Origin of the sequence: Collinsella sp. AM10-26, from assembly GCF_003472525.1 — a bacterium.
Classification (GTDB): domain Bacteria; phylum Actinomycetota; class Coriobacteriia; order Coriobacteriales; family Coriobacteriaceae; genus Collinsella.
On sequence record NZ_QRMC01000006.1, the window covers coordinates 177,483 to 201,278 of the forward strand.

General features: G+C 60.9%; 18 protein-coding genes and 3 tRNA genes. 11 read left to right on the forward strand and 10 right to left on the reverse strand.

What is annotated here, in order from left to right:
* Window positions 1–171 precede the first annotated feature (171 nt).
* Together DW123_RS07105 and DW123_RS07110 are read right to left on the reverse strand one after the other, a co-directional pair.
* Window positions 172–1,935: a hypothetical protein gene (locus tag DW123_RS07105; RefSeq protein WP_118273671.1), complete on the reverse strand. Its 1,764-nt coding sequence runs from the start codon at window positions 1,933–1,935 to the stop codon at window positions 172–174.
* Between the two features lie 139 nt (window positions 1,936–2,074).
* On the reverse strand, window positions 2,075–2,506 hold the full coding sequence (locus DW123_RS07110; RefSeq protein WP_055310594.1) for an Rrf2 family transcriptional regulator: 432 nt from the start codon (window positions 2,504–2,506) through the stop codon (window positions 2,075–2,077).
* A gap of 224 nt (window positions 2,507–2,730) precedes the next feature.
* Between DW123_RS07110 and sufC the strand changes: the two genes are divergently transcribed.
* From sufC to sufU, 5 genes are read left to right on the forward strand one after another with little or no spacing between them, the layout of a single operon-like run.
* A complete protein-coding gene (gene sufC, locus DW123_RS07115; protein WP_118273672.1) occupies window positions 2,731–3,531 on the forward strand; it encodes a Fe-S cluster assembly ATPase SufC in 801 nt (266 codons plus the stop codon).
* A gap of 12 nt (window positions 3,532–3,543) precedes the next feature.
* Window positions 3,544–4,956 (forward strand): Fe-S cluster assembly protein SufB, encoded by a 1,413-nt coding sequence (sufB, locus tag DW123_RS07120; protein WP_117794639.1) that lies wholly within the window; start codon window positions 3,544–3,546, stop codon window positions 4,954–4,956.
* The gene (locus tag DW123_RS07125) at window positions 4,956–6,227 is read left to right on the forward strand and encodes a SufD family Fe-S cluster assembly protein (RefSeq protein ID WP_118273673.1); all 1,272 of its coding nucleotides are present in this window, start codon (window positions 4,956–4,958) and stop codon (window positions 6,225–6,227) included. Before sufB ends, DW123_RS07125 begins: the two co-directional genes overlap by 1 nt.
* Window positions 6,224–7,549: an aminotransferase class V-fold PLP-dependent enzyme gene (locus tag DW123_RS07130; protein WP_199570199.1), complete on the forward strand. Its 1,326-nt coding sequence runs from the start codon at window positions 6,224–6,226 to the stop codon at window positions 7,547–7,549. Before DW123_RS07125 ends, DW123_RS07130 begins: the two co-directional genes overlap by 4 nt.
* A complete protein-coding gene (gene sufU, locus DW123_RS07135) occupies window positions 7,542–7,976 on the forward strand; it encodes a Fe-S cluster assembly sulfur transfer protein SufU (protein WP_117736728.1) in 435 nt (144 codons plus the stop codon). The genes DW123_RS07130 and sufU overlap by 8 nt, the downstream gene beginning before the upstream one ends.
* A gap of 65 nt (window positions 7,977–8,041) precedes the next feature.
* On the opposite strand, the gene DW123_RS07140 is transcribed toward sufU, so the two are convergent.
* Window positions 8,042–8,842: a transposase gene (locus DW123_RS07140; protein WP_117743578.1), complete on the reverse strand. Its 801-nt coding sequence runs from the start codon at window positions 8,840–8,842 to the stop codon at window positions 8,042–8,044.
* Between the two features lie 403 nt (window positions 8,843–9,245).
* Here DW123_RS07140 and DW123_RS07145 point away from each other — a divergent pair, with 403 nt between their 5' ends.
* The 4 genes from DW123_RS07145 to DW123_RS07160 all read left to right on the forward strand — a co-directional run bounded on the left by DW123_RS07145 (window position 9,246) and on the right by DW123_RS07160 (window position 13,361).
* The gene (locus DW123_RS07145) at window positions 9,246–9,980 is read left to right on the forward strand and encodes an iron-sulfur cluster assembly scaffold protein (protein ID WP_006235554.1); all 735 of its coding nucleotides are present in this window, start codon (window positions 9,246–9,248) and stop codon (window positions 9,978–9,980) included.
* Between the two features lie 18 nt (window positions 9,981–9,998).
* Window positions 9,999–11,003, forward strand: a complete 1,005-nt coding sequence (locus tag DW123_RS07150; RefSeq protein ID WP_117640944.1) for a GGGtGRT protein — start codon at window positions 9,999–10,001, stop codon at window positions 11,001–11,003.
* Between the two features lie 296 nt (window positions 11,004–11,299).
* Entirely contained in the window at window positions 11,300–12,826 is a 1,527-nt protein-coding gene (locus tag DW123_RS07155) for an FAD-dependent oxidoreductase (RefSeq protein ID WP_118273674.1), read from the forward strand.
* Between the two features lie 160 nt (window positions 12,827–12,986).
* Window positions 12,987–13,361, forward strand: a complete 375-nt coding sequence (locus DW123_RS07160; RefSeq protein WP_117743576.1) for a BRO family protein — start codon at window positions 12,987–12,989, stop codon at window positions 13,359–13,361.
* 97 nt (window positions 13,362–13,458) lie between these two features.
* On the opposite strand, the gene DW123_RS07165 is transcribed toward DW123_RS07160, so the two are convergent.
* From DW123_RS07165 to DW123_RS07175, 3 genes are all read right to left on the reverse strand, one after another.
* Window positions 13,459–13,534 (reverse strand) — tRNA-Lys (locus DW123_RS07165).
* Window positions 13,535–13,576: 42 nt separating this feature from the next.
* A tRNA-Lys gene (locus DW123_RS07170) sits at window positions 13,577–13,652 on the reverse strand.
* Window positions 13,653–13,674: 22 nt separating this feature from the next.
* Window positions 13,675–13,751: transfer RNA gene (locus DW123_RS07175), tRNA-His, on the reverse strand.
* A gap of 165 nt (window positions 13,752–13,916) precedes the next feature.
* Between DW123_RS07175 and DW123_RS07180 the strand changes: the two genes are divergently transcribed.
* Together DW123_RS07180 and DW123_RS07185 are read left to right on the forward strand one after the other, a co-directional pair.
* Window positions 13,917–15,098, forward strand: a complete 1,182-nt coding sequence (locus DW123_RS07180) for a pyridoxal phosphate-dependent aminotransferase (RefSeq protein WP_118273675.1) — start codon at window positions 13,917–13,919, stop codon at window positions 15,096–15,098.
* 141 nt (window positions 15,099–15,239) lie between these two features.
* The gene (locus tag DW123_RS07185) at window positions 15,240–16,130 is read left to right on the forward strand and encodes an ROK family protein (protein WP_118273676.1); all 891 of its coding nucleotides are present in this window, start codon (window positions 15,240–15,242) and stop codon (window positions 16,128–16,130) included.
* Window positions 16,131–16,244: 114 nt separating this feature from the next.
* Here the strand turns inward: DW123_RS07185 and DW123_RS07190 are convergent, their stop codons facing one another.
* The 4 genes from DW123_RS07190 to argS form a co-directional block, all read right to left on the reverse strand.
* Entirely contained in the window at window positions 16,245–16,694 is a 450-nt protein-coding gene (locus DW123_RS07190) for a VanZ family protein (RefSeq protein ID WP_117735610.1), read from the reverse strand.
* A gap of 7 nt (window positions 16,695–16,701) precedes the next feature.
* Complete coding sequence (locus DW123_RS07195) at window positions 16,702–18,102, reverse strand: hypothetical protein (protein ID WP_118273677.1); 1,401 nt, start codon at window positions 18,100–18,102, stop codon at window positions 16,702–16,704.
* Between the two features lie 313 nt (window positions 18,103–18,415).
* Window positions 18,416–20,836 carry a transcription termination factor Rho gene (gene rho / locus DW123_RS07200; protein WP_118273685.1) on the reverse strand — a complete coding sequence of 807 codons (2,421 nt, stop codon included), beginning with the start codon at window positions 20,834–20,836 and terminating at the stop codon, window positions 18,416–18,418.
* 1,069 nt (window positions 20,837–21,905) lie between these two features.
* Window positions 21,906–23,759, reverse strand: a complete 1,854-nt coding sequence (gene argS, locus DW123_RS07205; protein ID WP_117655689.1) for an arginine--tRNA ligase — start codon at window positions 23,757–23,759, stop codon at window positions 21,906–21,908.
* Window positions 23,760–23,796 lie beyond the last annotated feature (37 nt).

The window sequence follows — 23,796 nt, forward strand, 5'->3', positions numbered from 1 at the left end:
CATTGTAGCGAGCAGTTCAAGTGCAACGCTGGATCCGTGCAAAGGCATCGGGCAACGGTAGGAACAAAGGCCTTGAGGGGGCATAACAAATCGTTGTGCAACAAAATGGGGCCCGATGCAACTGCACCGGCCCCCATTGCGAATCTTTAGTTGTCGGGCAACCGAAAGGGACTACTCCTCGGAGTCGTTCTGCCCAGCAGCCTTCTTTTGCTGATCGAGCTTATGCTTGCCACTCACAATAGACGTAGCGCCCAGTGTGGCCAAGCTCGCGCTGGCAAGGCTCGCCATCACAATCAGATCGCCCGTCTTGGGCATGCTGCCGCCCGAGGACTTGGTAGTTGTAGTCGTCGTGGTCGTGGTGGTCACCGTTTTGGAGTCATTTTGCTCCTGGACCTGGTTGTCAGCACCGCTCTTGTCATCGTCTTCGGACTGGGTCTTATCCTCGTCCTTCTTCTGTTCGGACTTGTCGCTCTGCTCCTCAGAGCTAGAACCCTTATCAGATTCGGTCTTCTCGGAAGCCTCGTCCTTGGAGTCGCCCTTTGCGGCCTCGGTCTTTTCCGTGGAAACCTGATCAGAGTTGTCCTTGTTCTGGGTCGAGCCGTTATTGACACCAGCCATCAGCGAAGAGCCCAGCGTAGAACCAAGCTGCACGGAGAAAGAAGGCTTCTTGTCCGGCGAAGCAACGGGGGTGTCCGGCGCCTTATTCGAGTCGTCCTTGGAAGCATCGGAATCAGGGGTTGCGGCAGAGCCAGAGCCGTTGTTAGAGCCGGTGTCAGCGGACGAATCACTCGAGCCGGTGGATGAGTCAGAGGTGTCAGCGTCGGTCGAACCAGAAGCGTCGCTGTCCGTATTGCCGGCAGAGCTTGAAGACGAATCGCCCGCAGCAGAGCCGTTCGAATCGGAGCCGTTCGAGGTAGAGCCGTCGTCGGTAGTACCACCAGCAGAACCATCACCGTCAGTATCGGTCGAGGGCGCGTCCATCCTGTCATCGTTGGCATCGTCACTCGAGTCGTCATTCGAATCAGGTGTCGGCGAGGGCGCCGGCGTAGGCTCGGGCCGCACGGGCGTCGCAGCGGCAGCCTCGTCCTCAGCGATATAAACCAAGCAGTCCTTCAGCTCGTTGCGGTAGCGGTTCTTCCAGCCCTCATGATACTGGGGCTGGCTCGAATACTTGGTGGCGACATTGTTGACCACGCTGTTGGAAAGCGCCGTCACAAACTCGCGATCGGTCATACTGTTAGAAAGGTTTGCCCAGCGGAAGAAGTCCCTGCAACCACCGGTGCCGCACATGTTGGTGATACTCCACACCATGCCCTTAACGCAATCGGCGCGGCCCGAAACATCAATGCCCAAGCCGCTCTTGAGCCACGCCTCGGTCACCGCATAGTACGAGTTGTACGCATAGGCATCTTGAAGTGCTGAGAACTCAACAGGATCGGTGTTGTACGCACCTTGGAAGGCATCTTGCGCGATATGGCCCAGCTCGGTGAGCTGGCCGTTCTCGTACATGGCATTGTTCGCGTTGGAAATCTCGCTGCCGCGATCAATCGCATCCTTGAGCATGCTGTATTTTTCGGGGCTGTAGTTGTAGACCTGCTTCATAAACGGAATGAGCGACCAACGACGGTCGAACTGGTAATAGCCCAGCGCGTTGTAGCCGTCACCATACGAAAAGCCCTGGTTATAGTTGCCGTGGCTCTCGTACTTGGTAAAGTACTTCATCTCGGCGGTCACGTTGACAAACGAAACGCCCTGAACCGACCTCAGCACGCCCGAGAAGGACTGCTGGGTGTAAAGGCCCTTATCGATATCGGTGGCATCCGAGGCAACGCCCGGCGTGGGCTCCTCGGCAGCGGCGGGTGCCGGCGCGGAAACGGCGCCAAACGAAAGCGCCAGCGTCAGGCCCGCGACAATAGCAGAATGCTTAGGCTGCATAAGATCCTCCCTGCATTGGTGTAGTTAAAGTGCGGTTTGCAAAGATAGAGTTAAGTATTGCAGCTCACCCGTTGTTGCACAACAACCCCTCGGTAAACGGCAACAACCCTCCGCAAAATCTTAAGGAATTGCGTTCAACCTACAGCTTAATATCGAAGTTAATTTCTGGAACGGCAGCCAAGTCGGCCAACGTCACGCCGTCGACGTACTTTTCGATCACGTCGTCCAGACCGCGCCAGAATTTGACGGTCGAGCACAGGTCGCTGCGGGTGCAGCTGTTGTCGATGCCGTCGCACGCCACGGGCGCCGTGCTGCCCTCGACAGCGCGCAGGATGTCACCAGCACGCACCTCGGCCGGGTCCTTGGCCATCATGTAGCCGCCACCCTTGCCGCGCACGCTCTTAAGCAGGCCCGCCTTCATAAGCGGACGGACCAGCTGCTCCAAGTACTTTTGCGAGATATGCTCGCGGTCGGCAACCTCACGAAGGGCAATCTTGCCCTCGGCGTCGCCCAGCGCCGCGATATAGATCATCAGCCGGAGGGCATAGCGGCCCTTGGAAGAAATGAGCATACCTACCCTCCCATCGCATCTGGGACAACATAACCAGGTTTGTTTGTCCCAAATCTTAAGTAAGTGGGACAAACACAACAGGTTATTTTGTCCCAGAATTTGAAAAGTCGAGTGGATTAGTCGGGTTTTCCCTTGACTAACTCCGAACCCATAGTAACTTTATTCCGAGAAGATTCCTAGGGTTTAGTGCACCTATGAGTACACCATACACAGAGAGGTACAGCATGAGCGCAAATCCGCTGCTTTCTATCGAGGGTCTGACCGCCTCCGTGGACGAGAAGACGATCCTCCACAACGTCAACCTCAACGTCGCCGCCGGCGAGACCCACGTGCTGATGGGCCCCAACGGCGCCGGCAAGTCCACCCTCGGCCACCTGGTCATGGGCGACCCCGTCTACACGGTCAACGACGGCCGTATCGTCTTTGACGGCAAGGACATAACCGAGCTCACCACCGACAAGCGCTCGCGCGCCGGCCTGTTCCTGAGCTTCCAGGCCCCGGTCGAGATCCCTGGCGTGCCGCTGTCGAGCTTCCTGCGCGCCAGCATCGCCGGCCGCCCCGGCCTGGAGATGAAGGGCAAGGAGTTCCGCCGCCGCGTGAAGGAGCTCGCGGCCGAGCTCAACATGGATACCGCCTATCTCAACCGCGAGCTGGGCGTGGGCTTCTCGGGCGGCGAGAAGAAGAAGGTCGAGATGCTCCAGCTCCTGCTGCTGCAGCCCAAGCTCGCCATCCTGGACGAGACCGACTCGGGCTTGGACGTCGACGCGCTTTCCACCGTCAGCCACGGCATGGACGCCTACCGCAAGAGCTGTGACGGCTCCATGCTCATCATCACGCACAACACGCGCATCCTGGAGCACCTGGATGTCGACCGCGTCCACGTTATGGTCAAGGGCCACATCGTGCGCGAGGACGACGCCTCGCTCATCCCCTGGATCGACAAGAACGGCTTTGAAACCTTCGAGCGCGAGGCCGCCGAGCAGCGCGCCCAGGCCGAGGCCGCCGCTGCCGAGCAGCAGGCGTAAAGGGGCGACGCAATGACCAAGAACCGCACCGAGGTCGCGGACATCGACCGCAGCCTCTACGACTTCACCTATGGCGAGGAGGGATTCGAGCGCCTCGACGCCGGCATCACACCCGACATCGTGCGCGAGATCAGCGCCAAGAAGGACGAGCCGCAGTGGATGCTCGACCTGCGCTTAAAGTCCCTCGAGATCTTCAACCGCTTCCCCAACCCGACGTGGGGCCCCTCCATCGAGGGCCTGGACATGGACAACATCGTCACCTACGTCAAGCCCAACACCGACCAAAAGCACGACTGGGAGTCGGTGCCCGACGACATCAAGAACACCTTTGAGCGCCTGGGCATCCCCGAGGCCGAGCGCAGCTATCTGGCGGGCGTCGGCGCGCAGTACGACTCCGAGCTGGTCTACCACAACATGCAGGACACGGCGTCCAAGATGGGCATCGTCTACTCCGGCATCGAGGAGGCCCTGCACGATCCGCAGTGGGAGCCGCTCATCCACGAGAAGTTCATGACGCTCATCCCGCCCACCGACCACAAGTTTGCGGCCCTGCACGGCGCCGTGTGGTCGGGCGGCTCGTTTGTCTACGTGCCCAAGGGCACCAAGCTCGACTTTCCGCTTCAGAGCTACTTCCGCCTCAACGCCAAGGGCGCCGGCCAGTTTGAGCACACGCTCATCATCGTCGAGGACGACGCCGACCTACACTTTATCGAGGGCTGCTCCGCACCCAAGTACAACGTGGCCAACCTCCACGCCGGCGCCGTCGAACTCTTTGTGGGCAAGCGTGCGCACCTGCGCTACTCGACCATCGAGAACTGGTCCAAGAACATGTACAACCTCAATACCAAGCGTGCGCGCGTGGACGAGGACGGCGACATCGAGTGGATCAGCGGCTCTTTCGGCAGCCACGTGGGCTACCTCTACCCCATGAGCGTGCTCAACGGCCGCCGCGCCCGCTCGAGCTTTACCGGCATCACCTTTGCCGGCGCCGGGCAGAACCTCGACACCGGCTGCAAGGTCGTGCTCAACGCCCCCGAGACCTCGGCGACCGTCGAGACCAAGGGCATCTCCAAGAGCGGCGGCATCCAGACGTTCCGCAGCTCTATTGTGGCGACACCCAAGGCCGAGGGTTCCAAGGCAACCGTGAGCTGCCAGTCGCTGATGCTCGACGACCAGAGCCGCTCCGATACTATTCCGGCCATGGACATCCGCGCCAAGAACGTCGACATCGGCCACGAGGCCACCATCGGCCGCATCGGCGACGACAAGGTGTTCTACCTGATGAGCCGCGGTATCTCGGAGGAAGAGGCCCGCACCATGATCGTCAACGGCTTTGCCAACCCGGTCTCCAAGGAGCTGCCGCTTGAGTACGCCGTCGAGATGAACAACCTGATCAAGCTCGAGATGGAAGGAGCGATCGGATAATGGAACAGACCACGAACACCGCTGCTACCACCCTTGAGCAGGTCAATGCGATGCCGGCTGCCACTTGGGGTTGGCTCAAGATGAACCAGACCAAGCTCGAGCTCTCTGACGAGCTTGCCGCCGCTCCCGCCGAGACCATTGAGGTTGAGGGCTTGGAAGAGCAGTTTGCTGGCGTGGCAGACGCGTTCGACGCCGCCATGGACGCCATGGCCGAGCGCTTCCCCGAGCGCCGCGCCTCCGCCCCTGGCGATGCCGCCGACCGCGCCCGCATCACGCCCGAGACCGAGCTTGACGTGCCCGCCACCTCCATCTACCAGGCCGGTGCCATCAAGCTCGAGGAGGAGCTCTCCCCTGCTGAAGCCTTCGAGACCGGCATGGGCGAGGCTGCCTACACCTACTTGGCCGACCACGCCACCAAGCGCATCGTCATCGATGTGCCCGCATACCAGCACGCCACGGTTACCGTGCACGTGAGTGGCGTCGACACTGCCGCGGCCATCGCCGCCATCGATGTCGTCGCCCGTCCGCAGGCAACGCTCGACCTGCGCATAGCCCTGGACTCCCCCGTTGCCGGCCAAGGCGTCGTGGGCTCCGTGCTACGCGTGTGTGCCCACGAGTACGCCACCGTCAACGTGACCTGCACGCAGACGCTCGACGATAGCTGGATCGCGCTCGACGACACCGGCCTGTTCCTGGACGAGGGCGCGCGCGTCAACGTGCAGCACACCGTCCTGGGTGCCGGCGCCAGCGCCACCGGCCTTGCCGGCGACCTGCTGGGCGATACCGCCAAGGTCACCATCGATACTGACTACCTGGGCGCCCGCGAGCAGGTGCGCGACTTTAACTACGAGCTGCGCCACCGCGGTCGCAAGACCGAGTGCGAGATCGACGCCAACGGCGTGCTGACCGGCACGTCCAAGAAGGTCTACCGCGGCACCATCGACCTCGTGCACGGCTGCAAGGGTGCAACCGGCACCGAGCGCGAGACGGTGCTTTTGGCCAACAAGGGGGTCGACAACAAGACCGTCCCCGTCATCCTGTGCGACGAGGACGACGTCGCCGGCAACCACGGAGCCACCATCGGCCACGTCCGCGACGAGCAGCTGTTCTACCTCGCCTGCCGCGGCCTTGACCAAAACGCCGCCGAGGACCTGTTCGTCCGTGCCAAGCTGGAGGACGCCGCGCTTTCCGCCACCGACGAGCGCACCCGCGCCGCCGTCGTCCGCCTGGGCAACAACCTGATCGACAACTTTGAAGAGGAGCTCGCATGATCGACACCGAGCACGTTAAATGCGATACCTGTACCGCACCGGAGCCTATGGAGCTCGACGCCAGCGACGAGGCCTCGCGCGGCTGGCCTACCGTCGACATCGAGACCAATCCCTACAAGGCACAGTTCCCGCTGTTCCAGCAACACCCCGAGATCGCCTTCCTCGATAGTGCCGCCACCGCGCAGCGCCCTGCCTGCGTGCTCGACGCCGAGCGCGACTTCTATCAGCGCATGAACGCCAACCCCCTGCGTGGCCTGTACTCGCTGTCCGTCGAGGCCACCGACGCCATCGCGAAAGTCCGCCAGCAGATCGCCGACCTCATCGGTGCCTCACAGGCCAACGAGGTCGTCTTCACCCGCAACACGAGCGAGTCGCTCAACCTGGTCGCCAAGAGCTTTGCACCCACGGTGCTCGAGCCCGGTGACGAGGTCGTCATCACCATCATGGAGCACCACTCCAACCTGATTCCGTGGCAGCAGGTCTGCCGTGAGACCGGCGCCAAGCTCGTCTACCTCTATCCCACCAAGACCGGCCAGCTCACCACCGAGGAGGTTCTGGCCAAGGTGGGACCCAAGACCAAGATCCTGGCCGTGGGTCAGGTCTCCAACGTGCTAGGAGTCGAGAACCCGGTCAAGAACCTCGGCAAGCTCGTGCACAAGTACGGCGGCTATCTGGTCGTCGACGGCGCGCAGTCGCTGCCGCACATGCCGGTCGATGTGGCCGACCTGGGCGCCGACTTCTTTGCCTTTAGCGCGCACAAGGCCATGGGCCCCATGGGCATCGGCGTGCTGTGGGGCAAGATGGACCTGCTCAACGCCATGCCGCCAGTGCTTACCGGCGGTGAGATGATCGATTCGGTCACCGAGCAGGACGCCGTCTGGGCGCCCGTTCCCGAGAAATTCGAGGCCGGCACGCAGGACGCCGCCGGCATCTTCGCCACGGGTGCGGCACTCGACTACCTGGTCAACACGGTGGGTTACGAGAACATCCAGGCCCGCGAGCAGGCACTCGTCCACTATCTGATGGGCGAGCTCATGCAGCTCGACTTTGTCCAGATCATCGGCTCCATCTATTGGGACAACCACCACGGCGTTGTGAGCTTTAACGTCAAGGGCATCCACCCGCACGACGTCGCGAGCATCATGGACATGGACGGCGTCTGCATACGCGCCGGCCACCACTGCGCGCAGCCGCTGCTCACCTGGCTGGGCGTCGAGAACCTTGCCTGCTGCCGCGCCAGCGTGGCCTTCTACAACGACAAGGCCGACATCGACAAGTTCATCGCCGGCCTGCATCACGTTTGGAGCACGTTCAATGGGTAATCTGTACACCTCCACCACATTTATGGAGCACAACTCGCACCCCGACTATAAGTATGAGATGGATGCTCCCACGCACGAGCACGACGGCATCAACCCCAGCTGCGGCGACGAGCTCACCTTGCAGCTGCGCGTCGAGAACGACGTGATCGAGGAGGCCTCCTTTACCGGCCACGGCTGCGCCATCAGTCAGGCCAGCGCCGACATCATGGCCGACCTCATCACCGGCGAGACCGTCGAGGAAGCTCGCCGCCTAGCAGAGCTCTTCCTTGCCATGATCCGCGGCGAGCAGCTCTCCGAGGAGGACCTGGAAGACCTGGACGAAGCCGCCCAGCTCCAGGACATCTCGCACATGCCCGCCCGCGTCAAATGCGCCGAGCTCGCCTGGCGCACCCTCGACGGCATGCTCACGGGACAAAATAATCAGTAGTATTTGTCCCAAATCTTAAGAATTATGTTGGCCGAATCGCTTGACAAGAGTGATTCGGCCATTGTCTATTCCGAGCCCTCAGCCTGAGCCTTCACCCGAGCATAAGCGCGCACGATACGAGAGACGGTACTCTTGCTGATTCCCGTATAGCGTTCAATCTCGCGCACCGTGTAGCCGCCATCGTGCAGGACGAAAATGATTCCGTCTCGACGCGACGGTGCTACGGTCTTGAGTTCGTTGAGCGGCACGCCCAGGCGCTTCGCCATCTTGTCGGCAAACGCACGCCGCTCCCACTCCGTCTCATCCATATCGTGAATCACCGGATCGGAACCATCGGGCGTCGACAGAGAATAATCAAGAAACCCCTTGGCAGACTCAAAGAGCTCGAGCACACAAGAAGGGTCGGAAAATCCTCTCGTCATATCGTTGTCATACGCTCGCAGATACTCGGCAAAGCTGCTCCACGGATAGCGCTCGATCAGGGCGATACCCGCCTCCTGCGGATTAGCGTGAACATAGCGAATGGCAGCCATTAGATAACGGTCGGTATCGAGCGAGCGCCGGTCAAAACGGTTCTGGAACAGATGGCCCGTGCGCCCCGTGCGTTTATTGAACCGCCGCGCGTACGTCAAAAGCAGCCGGTGCATCGCCGCGCTCATCGCGTCCTCGTAATCTGCAAGCACAAGATGCACGTGATTGCCCATAAGGCACCAGGCGATAACCGTCACACCCGCCTCGCGGCAGCAGTCGCGCATCAGTTCCAAAAACTCCCACCGGTCTTCGTCGCCCTCAAAGATGAGCTGCTTGCCCGTACCGCGGGCACAGACATGGTAAAAGCCGGTAACCGTTCTCCAAACGCGCTGCATGGCGCTCCCTTCGCCGGGATCTGCTTGCCATCTAATACAGCACGATTGAAGCGTGCCATCAAAACATCCACGCAAAACAATGGACTCGCGCGGCCAAAGGCGGTAAATAGGCGGCGAACGGCACCGTTGCAACAGGTCAGCCCCCGCAACGCATACAAGAGCTGACCAAAAGCTTGCCCAAGACGAACCCCCTCTACGGAAGTTCGCGACCACAGAACATAGAGTTAAACCGTTTCAATTTAAACTTCCGGACTTCTCGCTACGAAAACTGAGCCGTTCGCCGAATATTCCGTGCATTTCGCGGTATTATAGGGGCTGCATGTCATGTCCCTTTCGAAGGGTCGCCCGGCAATCGCCAGCCACGACCCCCAGACGGGACGCCAACACGATAGAGAGGAGAGGCATGCAGTACTCACAGGAAGTGGAGAACATGTGCCCCGTTGCCAAGGGTGCATACCACGGCCCCGCACCCATCCCCGAGGAGGGCAAGTGGGTCCAGGCTAAGGAGATTTCCGACATCTCCGGTCTTACGCACGGTGTGGGTTGGTGCGCACCTCAGCAGGGCGCCTGCAAGCTCACGCTGAACGTCAAGGACGGCATCATCGAGGAGGCCCTCGTTGAGACCATCGGCTGCTCGGGCATGACCCACTCTGCCGCCATGGCTTCCGAGATCCTTCCCGGTAAGACCATCCTCGAGGCCCTCAACACCGACCTCGTCTGCGACGCCATCAACGTTGCTATGCGCGAGATCTTCCTGCAGATCGTTTACGGCCGCAGCCAGACCGCGTTCTCCGAGGGCGGCCTGCCCGTGGGCGCCTCCCTCGACGACCTCGGCAAGGGCCTTCGCTCTCAGGTCGGCACCATGTTCGGCACCAAGGCCAAGGGCGCTCGTTACCTCGAGCTCGCTCAGGGCTACGTCACCCGCATGGCTCTCAACGACAAGAACGAGATCATCGCATTCGAGTTCCTGAACCTCGGCAAGTTCACCGACGCCGTCAAGGCCGGCAAGACCCCCGAGGAGGCCATCGCTGGCGCTATGGGCCACTATGGTCAGTGGGAGAACGCTGCCAAGTACATCGACCCGCGCACCGACGAGGAGACTCACTCCGTCGCCAGCGTGTTCCCGGTTCACGAGTAGAAAGGGAGGGAAATAACTATGACTGTTACGTTCGAAGGTTACGAGCGCCGCGCTGACAAGATCAACAAGTGCCTCGCCGACAACGGCATCGCCTCCCTCGAGGAAGCTCTGCAGATCTGCACCGACAAGGGCTTCAACCCGCGTGAGATCGTCAACAACACCCAGTCCATCGCCTTCCAGAACGCCGAGTGGGCTTACACCCTCGGTTGCGCTCTCGCTGTCAAGCGTGGCGCCAAGTCCGCTTCTGAGGCTGCCGCCATCATCGGCGAGGGCATCCAGGCCTTCACCGTTCCCGGCTCCGTCGCCGAGGACCGCAAGGTCGGTCTGGGCCACGGCAACCTGGGCGCTATGCTGCTCTCCGACGACACCGAGTGCTTCGCCTTCCTGGCTGGCCACGAGTCCTTCGCTGCCGCTGAGGGCGCCATCGGCCTGGCTCTGAACGCCAACAAGGCTCGTAAGAAGCCGCTGCGCGTTATCCTGAACGGTCTGGGCAAGGACGCCGCCCAGATCATCGCCCGCATCAACGGCTTCACCTATGTGAAGACCCAGTTCGACTACTACACGGGCGAGCTCAAGGTCGTCGAGACCATCCCCTACTCCGATGGTCCCCGCGCTGCCGTTAACTGCTACGGCTCCGACGACGTCCGTGAGGGCGTTGCCATCATGTGGCACGAGAACGTCGATATCTCGATCACCGGTAACTCCACCAACCCCACGCGCTTCCAGCACCCCGTCGCTGGCACCTACAAGAAGGAGCGCATCGAGGCTGGCAAGAAGTACTTCTCCGTCGCTTCTGGTGGCGGCACTGGCCGTACCCTGCACCCGGACAATATGGGCGCCGGCCCTGCCTCTTACGGCATGACCGACACCATGGGCCGTATGCACTCCGACGCCCAGTTCGCCGGTTCTTCCTCCGTGCCTGCGCACGTTGACATGATGGGTCTCATCGGCATGGGCAACAACCCCATGGTCGGTGCCACCGTCGCCTGCGCTGTCGCCGTCGAGGAGGCCCTCAAGGCCTAATCGCGCCCGCGCGATGCTCATATAGTTGAGCTTTGGAGCCGCTACCCACCCGGGTAGCGGCTCTTTTTTCTTCCAGAGGGGTAGCTAATTTGGGACGGGGCTATTTTAGCTACCCCGTCGCAAGACCATCTACTACCGATATATCAGCTGGAGGAGAATATGAGTTGCAGCGAGACAGAACCGTCACGCGCCCATGACGCCCACCTGCCATATTTGCCCTTTACCGATTTGCCAAGTCTTTGCGGCCCCATTGCCGATCACCCATGCGACAATGCGCCGGACGAGAAAGGAATCCGATGGAATCGACTGATGTACTGGTAATTGGATCTGGCATTGCGGGCCTTTGTGCCGCCATCGAAGCGGCGAGCGCGGGCGCGACCGTTGCCGTCGCAAGCGCCGGCAAGACCATGAGCGGATCGAGCTTCTTCCCGGGCACCTGGGGCCTTGGTCTTATTGGCCCCGTCGACGAAGACGACGAACAGGACCTCATCAACACCATCCAGACCGTGGGCGGCGGCGTCGCCGACCCTACGCTCGTCCAAACGTTCGTCCACTGCATTCCTAAGGCAATTGAATGGCTCGAGCAAGACCTGGGCGTTGAGCTTCAGCGTCCGCAAAGCGCTAAGAGCGCTCAGCAAAAGCAGTTTATCCCCTGCTTTGACCACAAGACGCGCATGTGGCGCGGCCTCACCCGCAAGCCCCTTGAGAACGCTCTGACGAACCGGATCGAGTCGCTCGGCATTCGCCTGCTCCCCCGCCATGAGCTTATCGACCTTGTTGAGGACACAACCGGGAAGATTACCGGCGCCGTGCTCTACGACCGCGCAAGCGAGCATCTCGTGCCTATCGCAGCCAAGGCCATTATCATCGCTGCGGGCGGCACGGGCGGCCTATTCGAACGCAGCCTCACTTCCGCCGACGTGCTCAGCTCATCACAGGGAATCGCGCTGGCGCACGGTGCGTCCCTTACTAATATAGAGTTCATGCAGATGATGCCCGGCTTCATTGAACCTAAGCGCAACCTTGTCTTTAACGAGAAAACTTGGCGTTACGTACATGTAGACCAGCCGGTCGATATTGCCGACGGCAAGCTGGACGGTCTGCTTGAGCAGCGCTCCGGATATGGCCCTTTCACCTCGCGCTTAGCCTCCCGCGCCATCGACCTCGTCATAGATCAGGCAGGTGCAGGGGGCTTGGCGCTCCACTACGACTTCCCCCGCGAGGACGTCCCCGAGTTTGTGCAGACCTTTGCCACCTGGCTACAAGACGAGCACGGTATCGCGCCGAGCGACGAGATGCGCGTGGCGATGTATGCCCACGCCGCCAACGGCGGCATCAGGATCAACAAAACCGCGTACACGGGCGTTGAGGGCCTCTACGCCTGTGGCGAGGCAACAGGCGGCATGCACGGCGCCGATCGTATTGGTGGCCTGTCAAGCGCCAACGGCATCGTGTTTGGGCGGATCGCGGGCGCATCGGCAGCCCAAGCAGCACAGAATGCACTTGAGGAGGCCCCTAAGGCGGATATCGCCCTCCCCCAGTACGGCATTGCCACAACAGACGCCGAGCACCTGACCCGCAGCCTCAAACACACAATGAGCACCTACTGCATGATCAACCGCACCGAAAGGGGCCTCTCCACAGCACTACAGGAGATTGAGAGCCTAGAGACGGAAGCAACGACTCTGAGCATGCAAAACGCTCATGACAGCCAAGTCGCAGCCCTTGCCCGCCTGGACTCGCAGATTCAGCTAGCAAAAGAAATGGTCAAAGCCATGCGCAACCGAACCGAAAGTCTCGGTTCCCATTATCGAGCGGACTAAGTCGAACACCAATCTAAAACAGAGCACAGTTAATCGATATCTATAGGCCCCGTGAGCTCAAAGTGTCACGGGGCCCATTCGTGTCCGCACGGCAGCGTATCTTATTCTGAATACAGAGCGGACAAAGCCCGCATAGACAATAGACCAGCGAGGAGGAGATATGGACAGTAGAGATATCGAGAAGTGGCGTGTCGAACTTGATAGCTACGCCAATGTGGAAGACGACGTTGAGTATTGGCTCGCACGCGATTTAATGGAACCCATGGGGTACACTCGATGGGAGAACTTTGCCTTAGTTGTTAAGAGGGCAAAAGTCTCGTGCGAAACAAACAAAACTCCAGTTGATTCCCATTTTCGTGACACCACGAAAATGGTAACTGCCGGTGTCGCCGCTCGCGCGGTTAAAGACTACAAACTTACGCGCTATGCATGCTATTTAATCGCCCAGAACGGAGATTCAAACAAGCAAGAAATCGCGCTCGCACAGGCGTACTTCGCCGTGCAGACGCGCCGGTTTTACCGATCCCCAGGGTAGACTCGATCTGTGAAAGGGGCTGTGTCCTTTCGGGTTCGACCCCATGCGAGGTCAACAAAAAAGACGGCCAACCGAAGTTGACCGTCTTAACTTGCTTTGGTGGGCCGTCAGGGGGTCGAACCCTGGACCTTGGGATTAAGAGTCCCCTGCTCTACCAACTGAGCTAACGACCCAAAGATAAGTCCGTTGTGGCGGACTTTAGAGGAGATATCGTGTGGTGGGCCGTCAGGGGGTCGAACCCTGGACCTTGGGATTAAGAGTCCCCTGCTCTACCAACTGAGCTAACGACCCGATATCAACACGAAGCAAGAACTGGGGTGGGTAAAGGGACTCGAACCCTCGACCTACGGGACCACAACCCGTCGCTCTAGCCAACTGAGCTACACCCACCGTGTCCTGTGCGCTTCGCGCTCGACTATTATTGCAAGGAACGCCACGCGATGCAAGCCCCAATTTTCAAGAATTTTGAAAAGAGTATTTCGAGACCATTTCAAGCAAATCCCACCGGTTTCATAGGAGTAAACTTGCCCCACCCTGAAGTTCGAAAGGACCGGCATGAAAGAACTCTCCAACCGCACGGCAACGTTTACCGATTCCGTCATCCGCCGCATGACGCGCATCTCCAATAAGTACGGCGCCGTCAATCTCTCGCAGGGCTTCCCCGACTTTGATCCCCCGGCGCAGCTGCTCGATAGCCTTAGCACCATCGCCACCGACCCCAAGCCGCTTTACCACCAGTACTCCATCACCTGGGGCTCTCAGGCCATGCGCGAGGCGCTTGCCGCCAAGCAGGAGCACTTTATGGGCATGCCGATCAACCCCAACGAGAATATCGTGGTCACCTGCGGCTCCACCGAGGCCATGATGGCCACCATGATGACGGTCACGAACCCCAGCGACAAGGTCGTAATCTTCTCGCCGTTCTACGAGAACTACAGCGCTGACACCATTCTCTCGGGGGCTGAGCCCATCTATGTGCCGCTCAACCCGCCCACCTTTGACTTCGACCGTGAGGTCCTCGAGGCGGCCTTCCGCGACAACGATCCCAAAGCAATCGTCCTGTGCAACCCGTCCAACCCCTGCGGCAAGGTCTTTACCCGCGAGGAGCTCACCTTTATCGCCGAACTCTGCAAAAAGTACGACGCCTACTGCATCACCGACGAAGTCTACGAGCACATCGTCTACGCGCCCCACGAGCACGTGTACATGGCCACGCTGCCCGGCATGTTTGAGCGCACCATCAGCTGCAGCTCACTGTCTAAGACGTACTCCATCACCGGCTGGCGTCTGGGCTACACCATTGCCCCAGCCCAGATCACCGAGCGCATCAAGAAGGTCCACGACTTCCTCACCGTGGGTGCCGCCGCTCCCCTGCAGGAAGCCGTCGTCACCGCCCTCAACTTCGACGACAGCTATTACGATGAGGTCCTTGACCTCTATACCGCCAAGCGCGACCTGTTCTGCCGGGGACTCGACAGCATCGGTCTTGAGCATAACGTGCCGCAGGGCGCCTACTACGTGATGATGGATATCTCGGAGTTTGGCTATGACAGCGACCTCGACTTCTGCGAGGACCTCGCGTCTAAGGTGGGTGTGGGCGCTGTTCCCGGATCGAGCTTCTTCCGCGAGCCCGTCAACCATCTAATTCGCCTCCACTTTGCCAAGCGCGACGAAACGCTTATCGCCGCACTCGAAAACCTCAAGTCCCTGCGTGATAAAATCGAGCCACGCGGGTAAGGACGGACGGGCGGCTACAGTAACCAAAGAAGCGCCGCACCGCCTGCCGCGTTGCGAAGCTTCTTTTTATAGCGCTTTCTTAAATGGTTTAGAGCGTTATACTTTAGAGAAGGAGCAACTCGTCCCAGAAAGAGGAACATTATGGCAGAGCAGCAGCTTATCGGAGCGCTCGAGGCCGGTGGCACCAAGATGGTCTGCGCCACGGGCTATGCGGACGGTACGGTCCTAGAGCGCGAGCGGATCGCGACCACGACTCCACAGGAGACCGTCGAGGCCGTCAACGCGTGGTTTGCGAACAAGGGCATCGCCGCGTTGGGCATCGGCGCGTTTGGCCCCACCGCGGTCAACCCCGCTTCGCCGCAGTACGGCAAGATCCTAGAGACCCCAAAGACGGCATGGCGCTACTTTGACCTGCTGGGCAGCATCCAAAACGAGCTCAATATCCCCTGCGGCTACGATACCGACGTCAACGTCGCCTGCCTGGGCGAGGTCACTTTTGGTTGCGCTCAGGGCTTCACCGATGTGGTCTACCTGACCATCGGCACCGGCGTGGGCGCCGGTGTGCTCTCGGGCGGCCAGCTTGTGCACGGCATGATGCACCCCGAGGCCGGTCACATCCTGGTCACGCGCGACCCGCGCGACACCATTGGCGAGCACAGCGCCTGCCCCTTCCATGACAGCTGCCTCGAGGGCCTCATCGCCGGCCCCGGTGTTAAAAAGCGCTGGAATGGCAAGAGCGCCGGAGAGATGGCCGATGACCCGGAGGCCATGGACCTGCTCGCCGGCTATCTGGCGCAGGCACTCATGACCTACATCCTGTGCTATGCGCCGCAGAAGATCGTCATCGGTGGCGGCGTGGCCGACCACACCCCCATCGTGCCGCTCGCGCGCAAGAAGTGCGCCGAGATGCTCAACGGCTACATCGTCACGCACGAGATGGCCGACATCGATAACTACATCGTCAACAACAGCCTCGAGGGCAAGCAGGGCATTATGGGCTGCCTGGCCCTGGGCGCACAGGCGCTTCAGTAGCAGACGCACCCACGGGGCGTGGCACGCCCGGCAAATCCGACCTACGGAACAACGCCACCACGCCTCATATAAACCCCCAAATAAAAAAGGCCGCCTAGGACCAAACAATACGTCCTAGGCGGCCTTTTTGGCGCACATCAGCGACCGTAAGAGATATCGGAGCACAACGCCCGTTGCCGCTCCACAGCAGTCGATCATCACATCGGTGATCATGCCGGCGCGTCCCGGCACAAAGAGTTGAATCGTCTCGTCGATCGAGGGAATCAGCAGCAGGAACACCGCCGTGGGCAGCAGCACGTCAAAGGTGCGCCGGCCCTCAAAATCAAACGCATGCGTTGCCAGGATGCCGAGCACCATATACTCGGTAAAATGCGCGCACTTGCGAACAACAAAGTTGGTCACCCATGCATATGGAAGTCCCACGCCGTGCAGGAAACCGCGGATAGCTTCCATGACCGTCAGGCTCAGCGAGCCCGACCCCGAGCCGGGAACCAGCGAATTGCCCCAGATCAAGAGTGCCATCAGGCAGGTCACGACCGCCCATTTTCGATTGATCTTAACCATGCAGAAGTTATGCCTCCGCGCGGAGCGGCGCGAAGCTGGCGGTACCGCCCTCGATAACGCTCAGATAGGCACGGCCCGTACGCTTGGCAGTAGAGGACTGCAGGCGCTCGATCTCTTCTTCTAGGATCTGATTGACGCGCTCGTGACGACGATTTTCCATAATGCCGGCGGCAATAGCCTCGGCCCGCTCGATGCTCTCGCGCGAGATACGGGCGGTATCCTCGGGGAACACAGCGCTGTGACGGCCGACATAGGCGGGGGCAGCAAGCTGAGGGGCAGCGACGGGAGCGGGGGCCGCAACAGGAGCAGGCTCGTCGATCTCATCCAGAATCGCGGTGGCGGCGGCCCACATGTTCTCGTGGCCCGAGTAGTCGGCCATAGGGACATCAACCTCGAGCGAGGCGTCCGGAAGGTCGCCGGTGTCGATGCGATCTTGGGCATCAATCGATGCGGTGATGGCTGCAGGCTCATCGAGGTCATCGAGATCGATGCCCGCAGCACCGGAGATGATAGGCATGCTGGCGAGGTTTGCGTTGTACGGCGCAGCCTCAGCCGCGTGCTGCTGGGCAGGAGCGCCCCAAAGCGAGCTTTCGGCGGCACGGCGGGCGGCAACGGCCTCCTCATCCGCGGCCATGGCTTCATCAACGTACGAATTATCGGCAGAAGCGTTCACGTCCGCCGAGGTGGCGCTGCAGGCGTTATTTGCTGCGGCGTTGGCAACGAGTGCCACGAAAGCCGCCGTGCTGCCCGCAGGGGCGGCCTGGGAGCCAGACACGGCACGTGCCGCGGCGGCGATGTCATCGCGATTGAAGGAGCCAGTCTGCCCGCCATTGGTGAGCTCGTCGATGGCGACTTGATAGACGTCGCGCGAGCGTGCAGGGTCGCAGCTCACCGGCGAATCGTCGTCGAGTATACTGTCGATCATGGACCAAGCCTCCGCCTCGTCCATAGCATCTGCGGCTCGAGCGATGGTAGGGACACCATCATCGGCATGACGGCGCTGGAACGCACCGGTCAGGCCGGAAAGGAATGCCGAGGTAGACTGCTCCGACTGAGTCTGAGAAGCAGAAGCGGCAGCATAAGGAGTCGCATTCTGCTGCTGGGCTGGAATCGAGGCGGTCTTGAACTCGCTTTGATGCTGATTGAGATTGGCGGCACCGCCCATGGCATCGGGCTGGAACAGACGCTCTTCACGCTGCGTACGGTACTCGGAGATACCCAGCGAGGCGGCATAGATACCCACGCCCGCCACCGCGCCCACGGCAAAGGGAACCGCACCCGCCACGACCGTCTCGTTCACCGACGAAAACGGCAGCGTCGCGGCATACATAACCACGGGAGCGGCAAGGCCGATCCCGCACGAAAGTCCGGCAAGGACTGCTCGTTGTGTTGCATCAGAAGAAGCCATGAGCTCTCCCCATCTTCCAGCACCCAAATCGCATCATTCAGTTGGCTGCGCGAGAGAAGATGAAGCGGGGCTATGCCCCAAAGCAACGGTATATGGTTCGTTTCATCTGCGTTTTCCGTCGCGAAGCTTAAAAGCTATTATGCGAAACCGCCCTGTCGATTGCAAGCGACAATGTCGGATTGAAACGGGAAACCTGCTGCTTGCCTGTCTTATGGTTAAAAATAAGCGCGGAGCGGCGATATGGAAAAGGGCCGAGGCTCAAAGCCCCGACCCTTTATCGCATTGATGACTATCGCTGCGCGTGGATGACAACCTAGAACGTCTGCTCGTAGTCACTGTGCTTTTTGGCCGAACGCACCAGGAACTCCTGGTTGGTGTTGGTGCCCTTAAGACCCTTGATGAACGACGCGGCTGCGCGTTCGGTGTTGTTCATGCCGGCAAGAATGCGACGCAGGCCAAAGACAAACGGACGCATCTGCTCGTCGACCAACAGGTCCTCGTTACGCGTACCGGAGGCAACGGGGTCGATAGCCGGGAAGATGCGGCGGTCGGCCAGGTCGCGGTCGAGCTTAAGCTCCATGTTGCCGGTGCCCTTGAACTCCTCAAAGATGACCTCGTCCATCTTGGAACCGGTGTCGATGAGGGCAGAGGCCAGGATGGTGAGCGAACCACCGTTCTCGATATTACGGGCTGCACCCAGGAAGCGCTTGGGCGGATACAGTGCCGCCGAATCGACGCCGCCCGAAAGGATGCGGCCTGAGGCGGGCGCCGCCAAGTTGTAGGCGCGGGCAAGACGCGTGATGGAGTCGAGCACCACCACAACATCGCCGCCCAGCTCAACAATGCGCTTGGCACGCTCGATGACGAGCTCGGCCACGCGGGTGTGGTTGTCGGCGGGCATATCGAAGGTCGACGCCACAACCTCGCCCTTGATAGAACGCTGCATATCGGTGACCTCTTCGGGGCGCTCGTCGACGAGCAGGCAGATGAGGTGCACCTCGGGGTTGTTAATCGAGATAGACTGGCAGATCTTCTTGAGGATCGTGGTCTTGCCGGCCTTGGGCGGGGACACGATCAGGCCACGCTGACCCTTGCCGATCGGCGACACGATGTCGATGGCGCGACCGGTAATGGAGTCCTTGCCGTGCTCCATGCGCAGCGGCTCGTTGGGATAGACCGGGGTGAGGTCGCCGAACTTGGGACGGTTGCGAATCTGCTCGGGGTCCAGACCGTTGACGGTCGTGATCTTGGCGAGGCCGGCGCGCTTGTCGCCGCCGCGCGAAGGACGCAGCGAGCCCTCGATGACATCGCCCGTGCGCAGACGCGCGGAGCGGATGAGGTAGGCGGGCACGAAGGCGTCGTCGTTGGACTTCATGTAGCCATGGGCGTGGATGATGCCGGAACTGTCCGGGCGAATCTGCAGAATGCCCTTGATGTCGCGGAAGCCCTCGGCCTTCGCGGCAGTGGTGTAGATCTCCTCGACAAGCTCGGCCTTCTTCTTGCCAGTCGTCTCGATCTCGAACTCCTTGGCCTTTTCGCGCAGCTCGGCGACCTTCATGGCCGCGAGTTCCTCGCGCGAAAGCGTGGGCTCGGTGGGAGCGGCATTACGCTCCTTGTTGCGCTGCTTGCGATCTCGCTGGCGGTTGCGGCGGTCGTTGTTGCGGTCATCCTTGCGCTCGTTGCGCTCGTCGTTGCGCTTGTGCTGGCGACGGTTGGGGCGAGCGCCGTCTTCGCCCTCGGCGGGCGCGGCGCCATCGGTTGCGGCGGTGTCAACATTGGCCGCGGCGGCGTCATTGGCCTCGGCGCCGGTATCGACCTGCGCTTCGACATCAGCCTGCTGCTCGGCGGCCTTGGCCCTGGCGGACTTCTTACGGCCGCGCTTGGGTTTCTCGGACGCAGGCTGTTCGACGTCCTGAGGCTCGGCGACATCAGTCGATGCATCGGCGGTCGTCTCGGCGGAATCCTCGGACGCGCCCTTCTTAGCGGCTTTAGCCTTGGACGTGCGCTTAGCAGCGGTGCGACGGCTGCGACCGGGACGGACGTCGGCGGGCTCGGCATCGGCGGGAGCGGCCTCGGAAGTCGTAGCATCCTGGACGGGCGCGTCGGCAGCGGTTGCAGACTCGGCGGTCGCCGCAGCATCCCGAGCGGCGGCGGCGGCTGCGGCTGCGGCCTTCTCGGCCTCGACGAAGGCCTTGGGCTTGCGACCGCGACGGTGCGGGCGCAAAGCCGGATCGACAACGGGAACTTCGCCGGCCTCGACAGGCGCAGCAGGCTCAGCAGGCGATGTGCCCTCCCCTGCCGCGGAACGGACCGAAGCCTCAGTGAGCTCGGGGGTTACCTGTTCGGCAACCTGCTCGACCTTAGCAGCCGTGCGACGGCGTGTGCGCGGTGCCGGCTTCTCGGTCGGCTGGTCGGAGGCAGGGGTCTCGGTGGCGGCAGGCGTCTCGGGCACAGACGGAGCTGCAAGCTCGGTCAGAGCCGCGGCCTCGCGCTCGGCAGCACGACGGCGGGCACGCACCACCTGAGCCTCGCTAATCTGCGCCAACGCACGTGCTTGCGCGACCTCATCGGAAATCGGCGCCGAGGAGTCTGTTGCAACGGTGCGCTTGACGCGCGTCGTGCGCGTGGTACGGCGCTTGGGCTTGGTGACCTCCTCGCCGTCAGCGGCAGGCTTGGCCGTGCGGCGCGTGCGCTTGGTCTTTGCCGGAGCAGCCTCCTCACCAGTTGCAGGCATGGCCTTCTCAGCCGCTGCAGGCGTAGGCGTCGAAGCAGCCTTAGGCGTCTCAGGAGCCGAGGCTTGCGCGGGCGCCGCGACCTGGCCCGACGCAACCGGTGCAGCGGGAGCGGCCTGCGTCGTCGTTATTTCGTTTTCTTGCTGTTGATCAGACACAGTGTTTGCTCAACTTTCTTTTCAAGCCCTGTGATCACATGCTCCCTGCATAAACCTTCAGGGCGGCTAAACAGTCTAGTTCCGTTCAAAACGACGGACATCATTGATCTGTATCGAGATGATTGCGTCAACTACGCAGTGTTAGTGTAACACAACCGCCGCCACCTGCAACTTAGTCATTGGGGACGTTCTTAAACGACTAGTCAAAAGGGGCACTCTTTACAAAGCCGCGGGCGGCGAAATCCAGCTCTCTTAAGTTGCGGTGAAAGCGCTCCTGAAAAATCCGGCAGCCGCCCCAAACAGGAACTATTCCACTGCAACTTATATGGAGAGGCCAGCCGAGCCCCCAAAGATCGTGGTGACCACGAGACACGGGAGCAGAATCGTCAGTCCCAGGATCGACTCGCTACGAATCACGCCTATCTACTACGTTTGGCCCGCGACCCCTGACCATTCCCTCGGTCTTCCTAAAATCGCAATCCCGCTACCTGCGGTTTTAAATATCGCGCCTTTCGACATGGTTCGGGGTATGCGACTAAACGTAGTAGATAAGCCCGATTCGTGGCGGACGGTTTCGTACCGCTCTCCACCGGGACATAAATGATCCGTTTTCCTCCGTCCCCAAGGGGTCGTTTTCAAAACTATGGCGGATTACGGTGTAAGAACGGCGCAAGCCAACCATACCCTGCATTTTTAATATTCGGCAAGCCGTCTACCTGCGGTTTTATTTTCACTGCTGTCGCTATGGTCGCCAGGCAGCGATTCAGCCCCGTAAAGCGGTATAGCTGCTTTTTTGTAGCATTTTCCAACACGCCAAAAAGCCCCGCCAAACGCAAAAAGCCCGACCTCCGCATGGAGATCGGGCTTATAGGGCTCAGCAAAGCCGAACCTACACGGTCAAATGAACCGCAGATTACATCTGCTCGGGCGCGGAGACGCCAACGAGGGTGAGCACCAGGGCGAGCGTCACGCGAACGGCGTCGCAAGCGGCCAGACGGGCACGCGAAAGCTCGGGGTCGACGGGACGGCCCTCGCTCGGCAGCACCTGGCAAGCAGCGTAGAAGCTGTGGAAGTCGCCGGCGAGCTCCTCGGCAAAATGCGTCAGACGGAACGGGGCGCGATCACGAGCGCAGCTGGCAATCAGGTCGGTGAGCTCGTTGAGCTTACGCGAAAGGGCGAGCTCGGTCGGATCAGTCAGCAGCGAGTAATCGACGTTCTCACCGATGGCCTTGGCGGCGACGGCCTTCATGCCCATCTCGTCAGCCTGCTCGGGCGTAACGTCAGCGGCACGGCGCAGGATGGAGCACACGCGGGCGTGAGCATACTGCACGTAATAGACCGGGTTGGAGTTATCGCGCTTCTTAACGGCCTCGATGTCGAAGTCGACCATCTGATTGGAGCTCTTGGAGATGAGCGTGTAGCGAGCGGCATCGGAACCGACCTCATCGACGAGCTCCTGCAGGGTCACCATGGTACCCTTACGCTTAGACATACGGACGGGCTTGCCGTTGCGCAGCAGGTTGACGAGCTGGCCCAGCAGAACCTCGAACTTACCGGGGTAACCGAGAGCGTCGCAGACGCAGCGGACGCGCTCGATGTAACCGTGGTGGTCGGCGCCCCAGATGTCGATGACGTGATCGACGCGCTGGAACTTATCCCAGTGATAGGCGACGTCGGAGGCGAAGTAGGTGTACTCGCCGTCGGACTTGATTAGGACGCGGTCTTTGTCGTCGCCCAGATCGGTGGAACGGAACCACAGGGCGCCGTCCTTGGTGTAGAGGTAGCCCATCTTGTCGAGCTTCTCAAAAGCGCGATCGACGGCAGAGGTGCCGGCGGTCTCGCCCTCGGTGTCCTTCACATACAGCGAGCGCTCGGAGTACCAACGATCGAAGTCGCAGTTGACGGCGTGGCAGAGGTCGCGCATGTTGTCGACCATCTTCACATAGCCGCGCTCACGGAAGCTCTCCATGCGCTCCTGCGGATCGGCGTCGACCCACTTGTCGCCGTCGGTACGCCAGAACTCGGCAGCCTCATCGATGATGTAGTCGCCGCCGTAGGAGTCCTTGCCCAGGGTCTCGGCAAAGTTGTCCTGATACGGATGGGTCTCGGGATGCTCGTCGTTCTCGTCGGCAACGAAGGCGTCACGGTCGGCGATCAGCAGTTTGTGAGCCTCGTCGATATCAACGCCCTGCTTGGCGATGATGTCGGCAAGCTGCATGTAGCGCGTGCTGATGGAGTTGCCGAAGGTGTTCATCTGAGAACCGTGGTCGTTGATGTAGAACTCACGCTGGATGTCGTAACCGGCGTGGTCCATAACGCGGCAAAGGGAGTCGCCCAGAGCGGCCCAGCGGCCGTGGCCGATGTGCATGGGGCCGACAGGGTTGGCGGAGACGAACTCGACCTGGGTCTTCAGGCCACCACCGACGTTAGACTTAGCGAAGTCCATGCCCTTCTCGCGGGCCTCGCCAAAAATGGCGTTCTTGACGGCAACGGAGAGGTAGAAGTTAATGAAGCCGGGGCCTGCGATCTCGACCTTCTCAATCGCGGGGTCCTCGGGCATATGGGCAACGATGGCCTCGGCAATCTTGCGCGGGGCGCAGTGAGCCAGCTTGGCGGACTTCAGGGCCATGGTGGAGGTCCACTCGCCATGAGAAGTGTCGGCCGGTCGCTCGATAGCGCAATCGTCAAGTTCAAATGCGGAAAGGTCGCCGGCCTCCTGGGCCGCAGCAAGCGCAGCGCGTACCAGCTCTTCAATCTTCTCGGGCATAGATCCTCCTTGTGTTAAAGCCCCCGAGCTCTTGGTC

Excerpts from the sequence above, each read along its gene's own strand:
- DW123_RS07145 (WP_006235554.1), top strand. The coding sequence starts at position 9,246 with ATGCAGTACTCACAGGAAGTGGAGAACATGTGCCCCGTTGCCAAGGGT.
- DW123_RS07130 (WP_199570199.1), top strand. The coding sequence starts at position 6,224 with ATGATCGACACCGAGCACGTTAAATGCGATACCTGTACCGCACCGGAG.
- DW123_RS07110 (WP_055310594.1), bottom strand. The coding sequence starts at position 2,506 with ATGCTCATTTCTTCCAAGGGCCGCTATGCCCTCCGGCTGATGATCTAT.
- argS (WP_117655689.1), bottom strand. The coding sequence starts at position 23,759 with ATGCCCGAGAAGATTGAAGAGCTGGTACGCGCTGCGCTTGCTGCGGCC.
- DW123_RS07105 (WP_118273671.1), bottom strand. The coding sequence starts at position 1,935 with ATGCAGCCTAAGCATTCTGCTATTGTCGCGGGCCTGACGCTGGCGCTT.
- DW123_RS07190 (WP_117735610.1), bottom strand. The coding sequence starts at position 16,694 with ATGGTTAAGATCAATCGAAAATGGGCGGTCGTGACCTGCCTGATGGCA.
- sufU (WP_117736728.1), top strand. The coding sequence starts at position 7,542 with ATGGGTAATCTGTACACCTCCACCACATTTATGGAGCACAACTCGCAC.
- sufC (WP_118273672.1), top strand. The coding sequence starts at position 2,731 with ATGAGCGCAAATCCGCTGCTTTCTATCGAGGGTCTGACCGCCTCCGTG.
- DW123_RS07185 (WP_118273676.1), top strand. The coding sequence starts at position 15,240 with ATGGCAGAGCAGCAGCTTATCGGAGCGCTCGAGGCCGGTGGCACCAAG.
- DW123_RS07195 (WP_118273677.1), bottom strand. The coding sequence starts at position 18,102 with ATGGCTTCTTCTGATGCAACACAACGAGCAGTCCTTGCCGGACTTTCG.
- rho (WP_118273685.1), bottom strand. The coding sequence starts at position 20,836 with ATGCCTGCAACTGGTGAGGAGGCTGCTCCGGCAAAGACCAAGCGCACG.
- DW123_RS07160 (WP_117743576.1), top strand. The coding sequence starts at position 12,987 with ATGGACAGTAGAGATATCGAGAAGTGGCGTGTCGAACTTGATAGCTAC.
- DW123_RS07125 (WP_118273673.1), top strand. The coding sequence starts at position 4,956 with ATGGAACAGACCACGAACACCGCTGCTACCACCCTTGAGCAGGTCAAT.
- DW123_RS07155 (WP_118273674.1), top strand. The coding sequence starts at position 11,300 with ATGGAATCGACTGATGTACTGGTAATTGGATCTGGCATTGCGGGCCTT.
- sufB (WP_117794639.1), top strand. The coding sequence starts at position 3,544 with ATGACCAAGAACCGCACCGAGGTCGCGGACATCGACCGCAGCCTCTAC.
- DW123_RS07140 (WP_117743578.1), bottom strand. The coding sequence starts at position 8,842 with ATGCAGCGCGTTTGGAGAACGGTTACCGGCTTTTACCATGTCTGTGCC.
- DW123_RS07180 (WP_118273675.1), top strand. The coding sequence starts at position 13,917 with ATGAAAGAACTCTCCAACCGCACGGCAACGTTTACCGATTCCGTCATC.
- DW123_RS07150 (WP_117640944.1), top strand. The coding sequence starts at position 9,999 with ATGACTGTTACGTTCGAAGGTTACGAGCGCCGCGCTGACAAGATCAAC.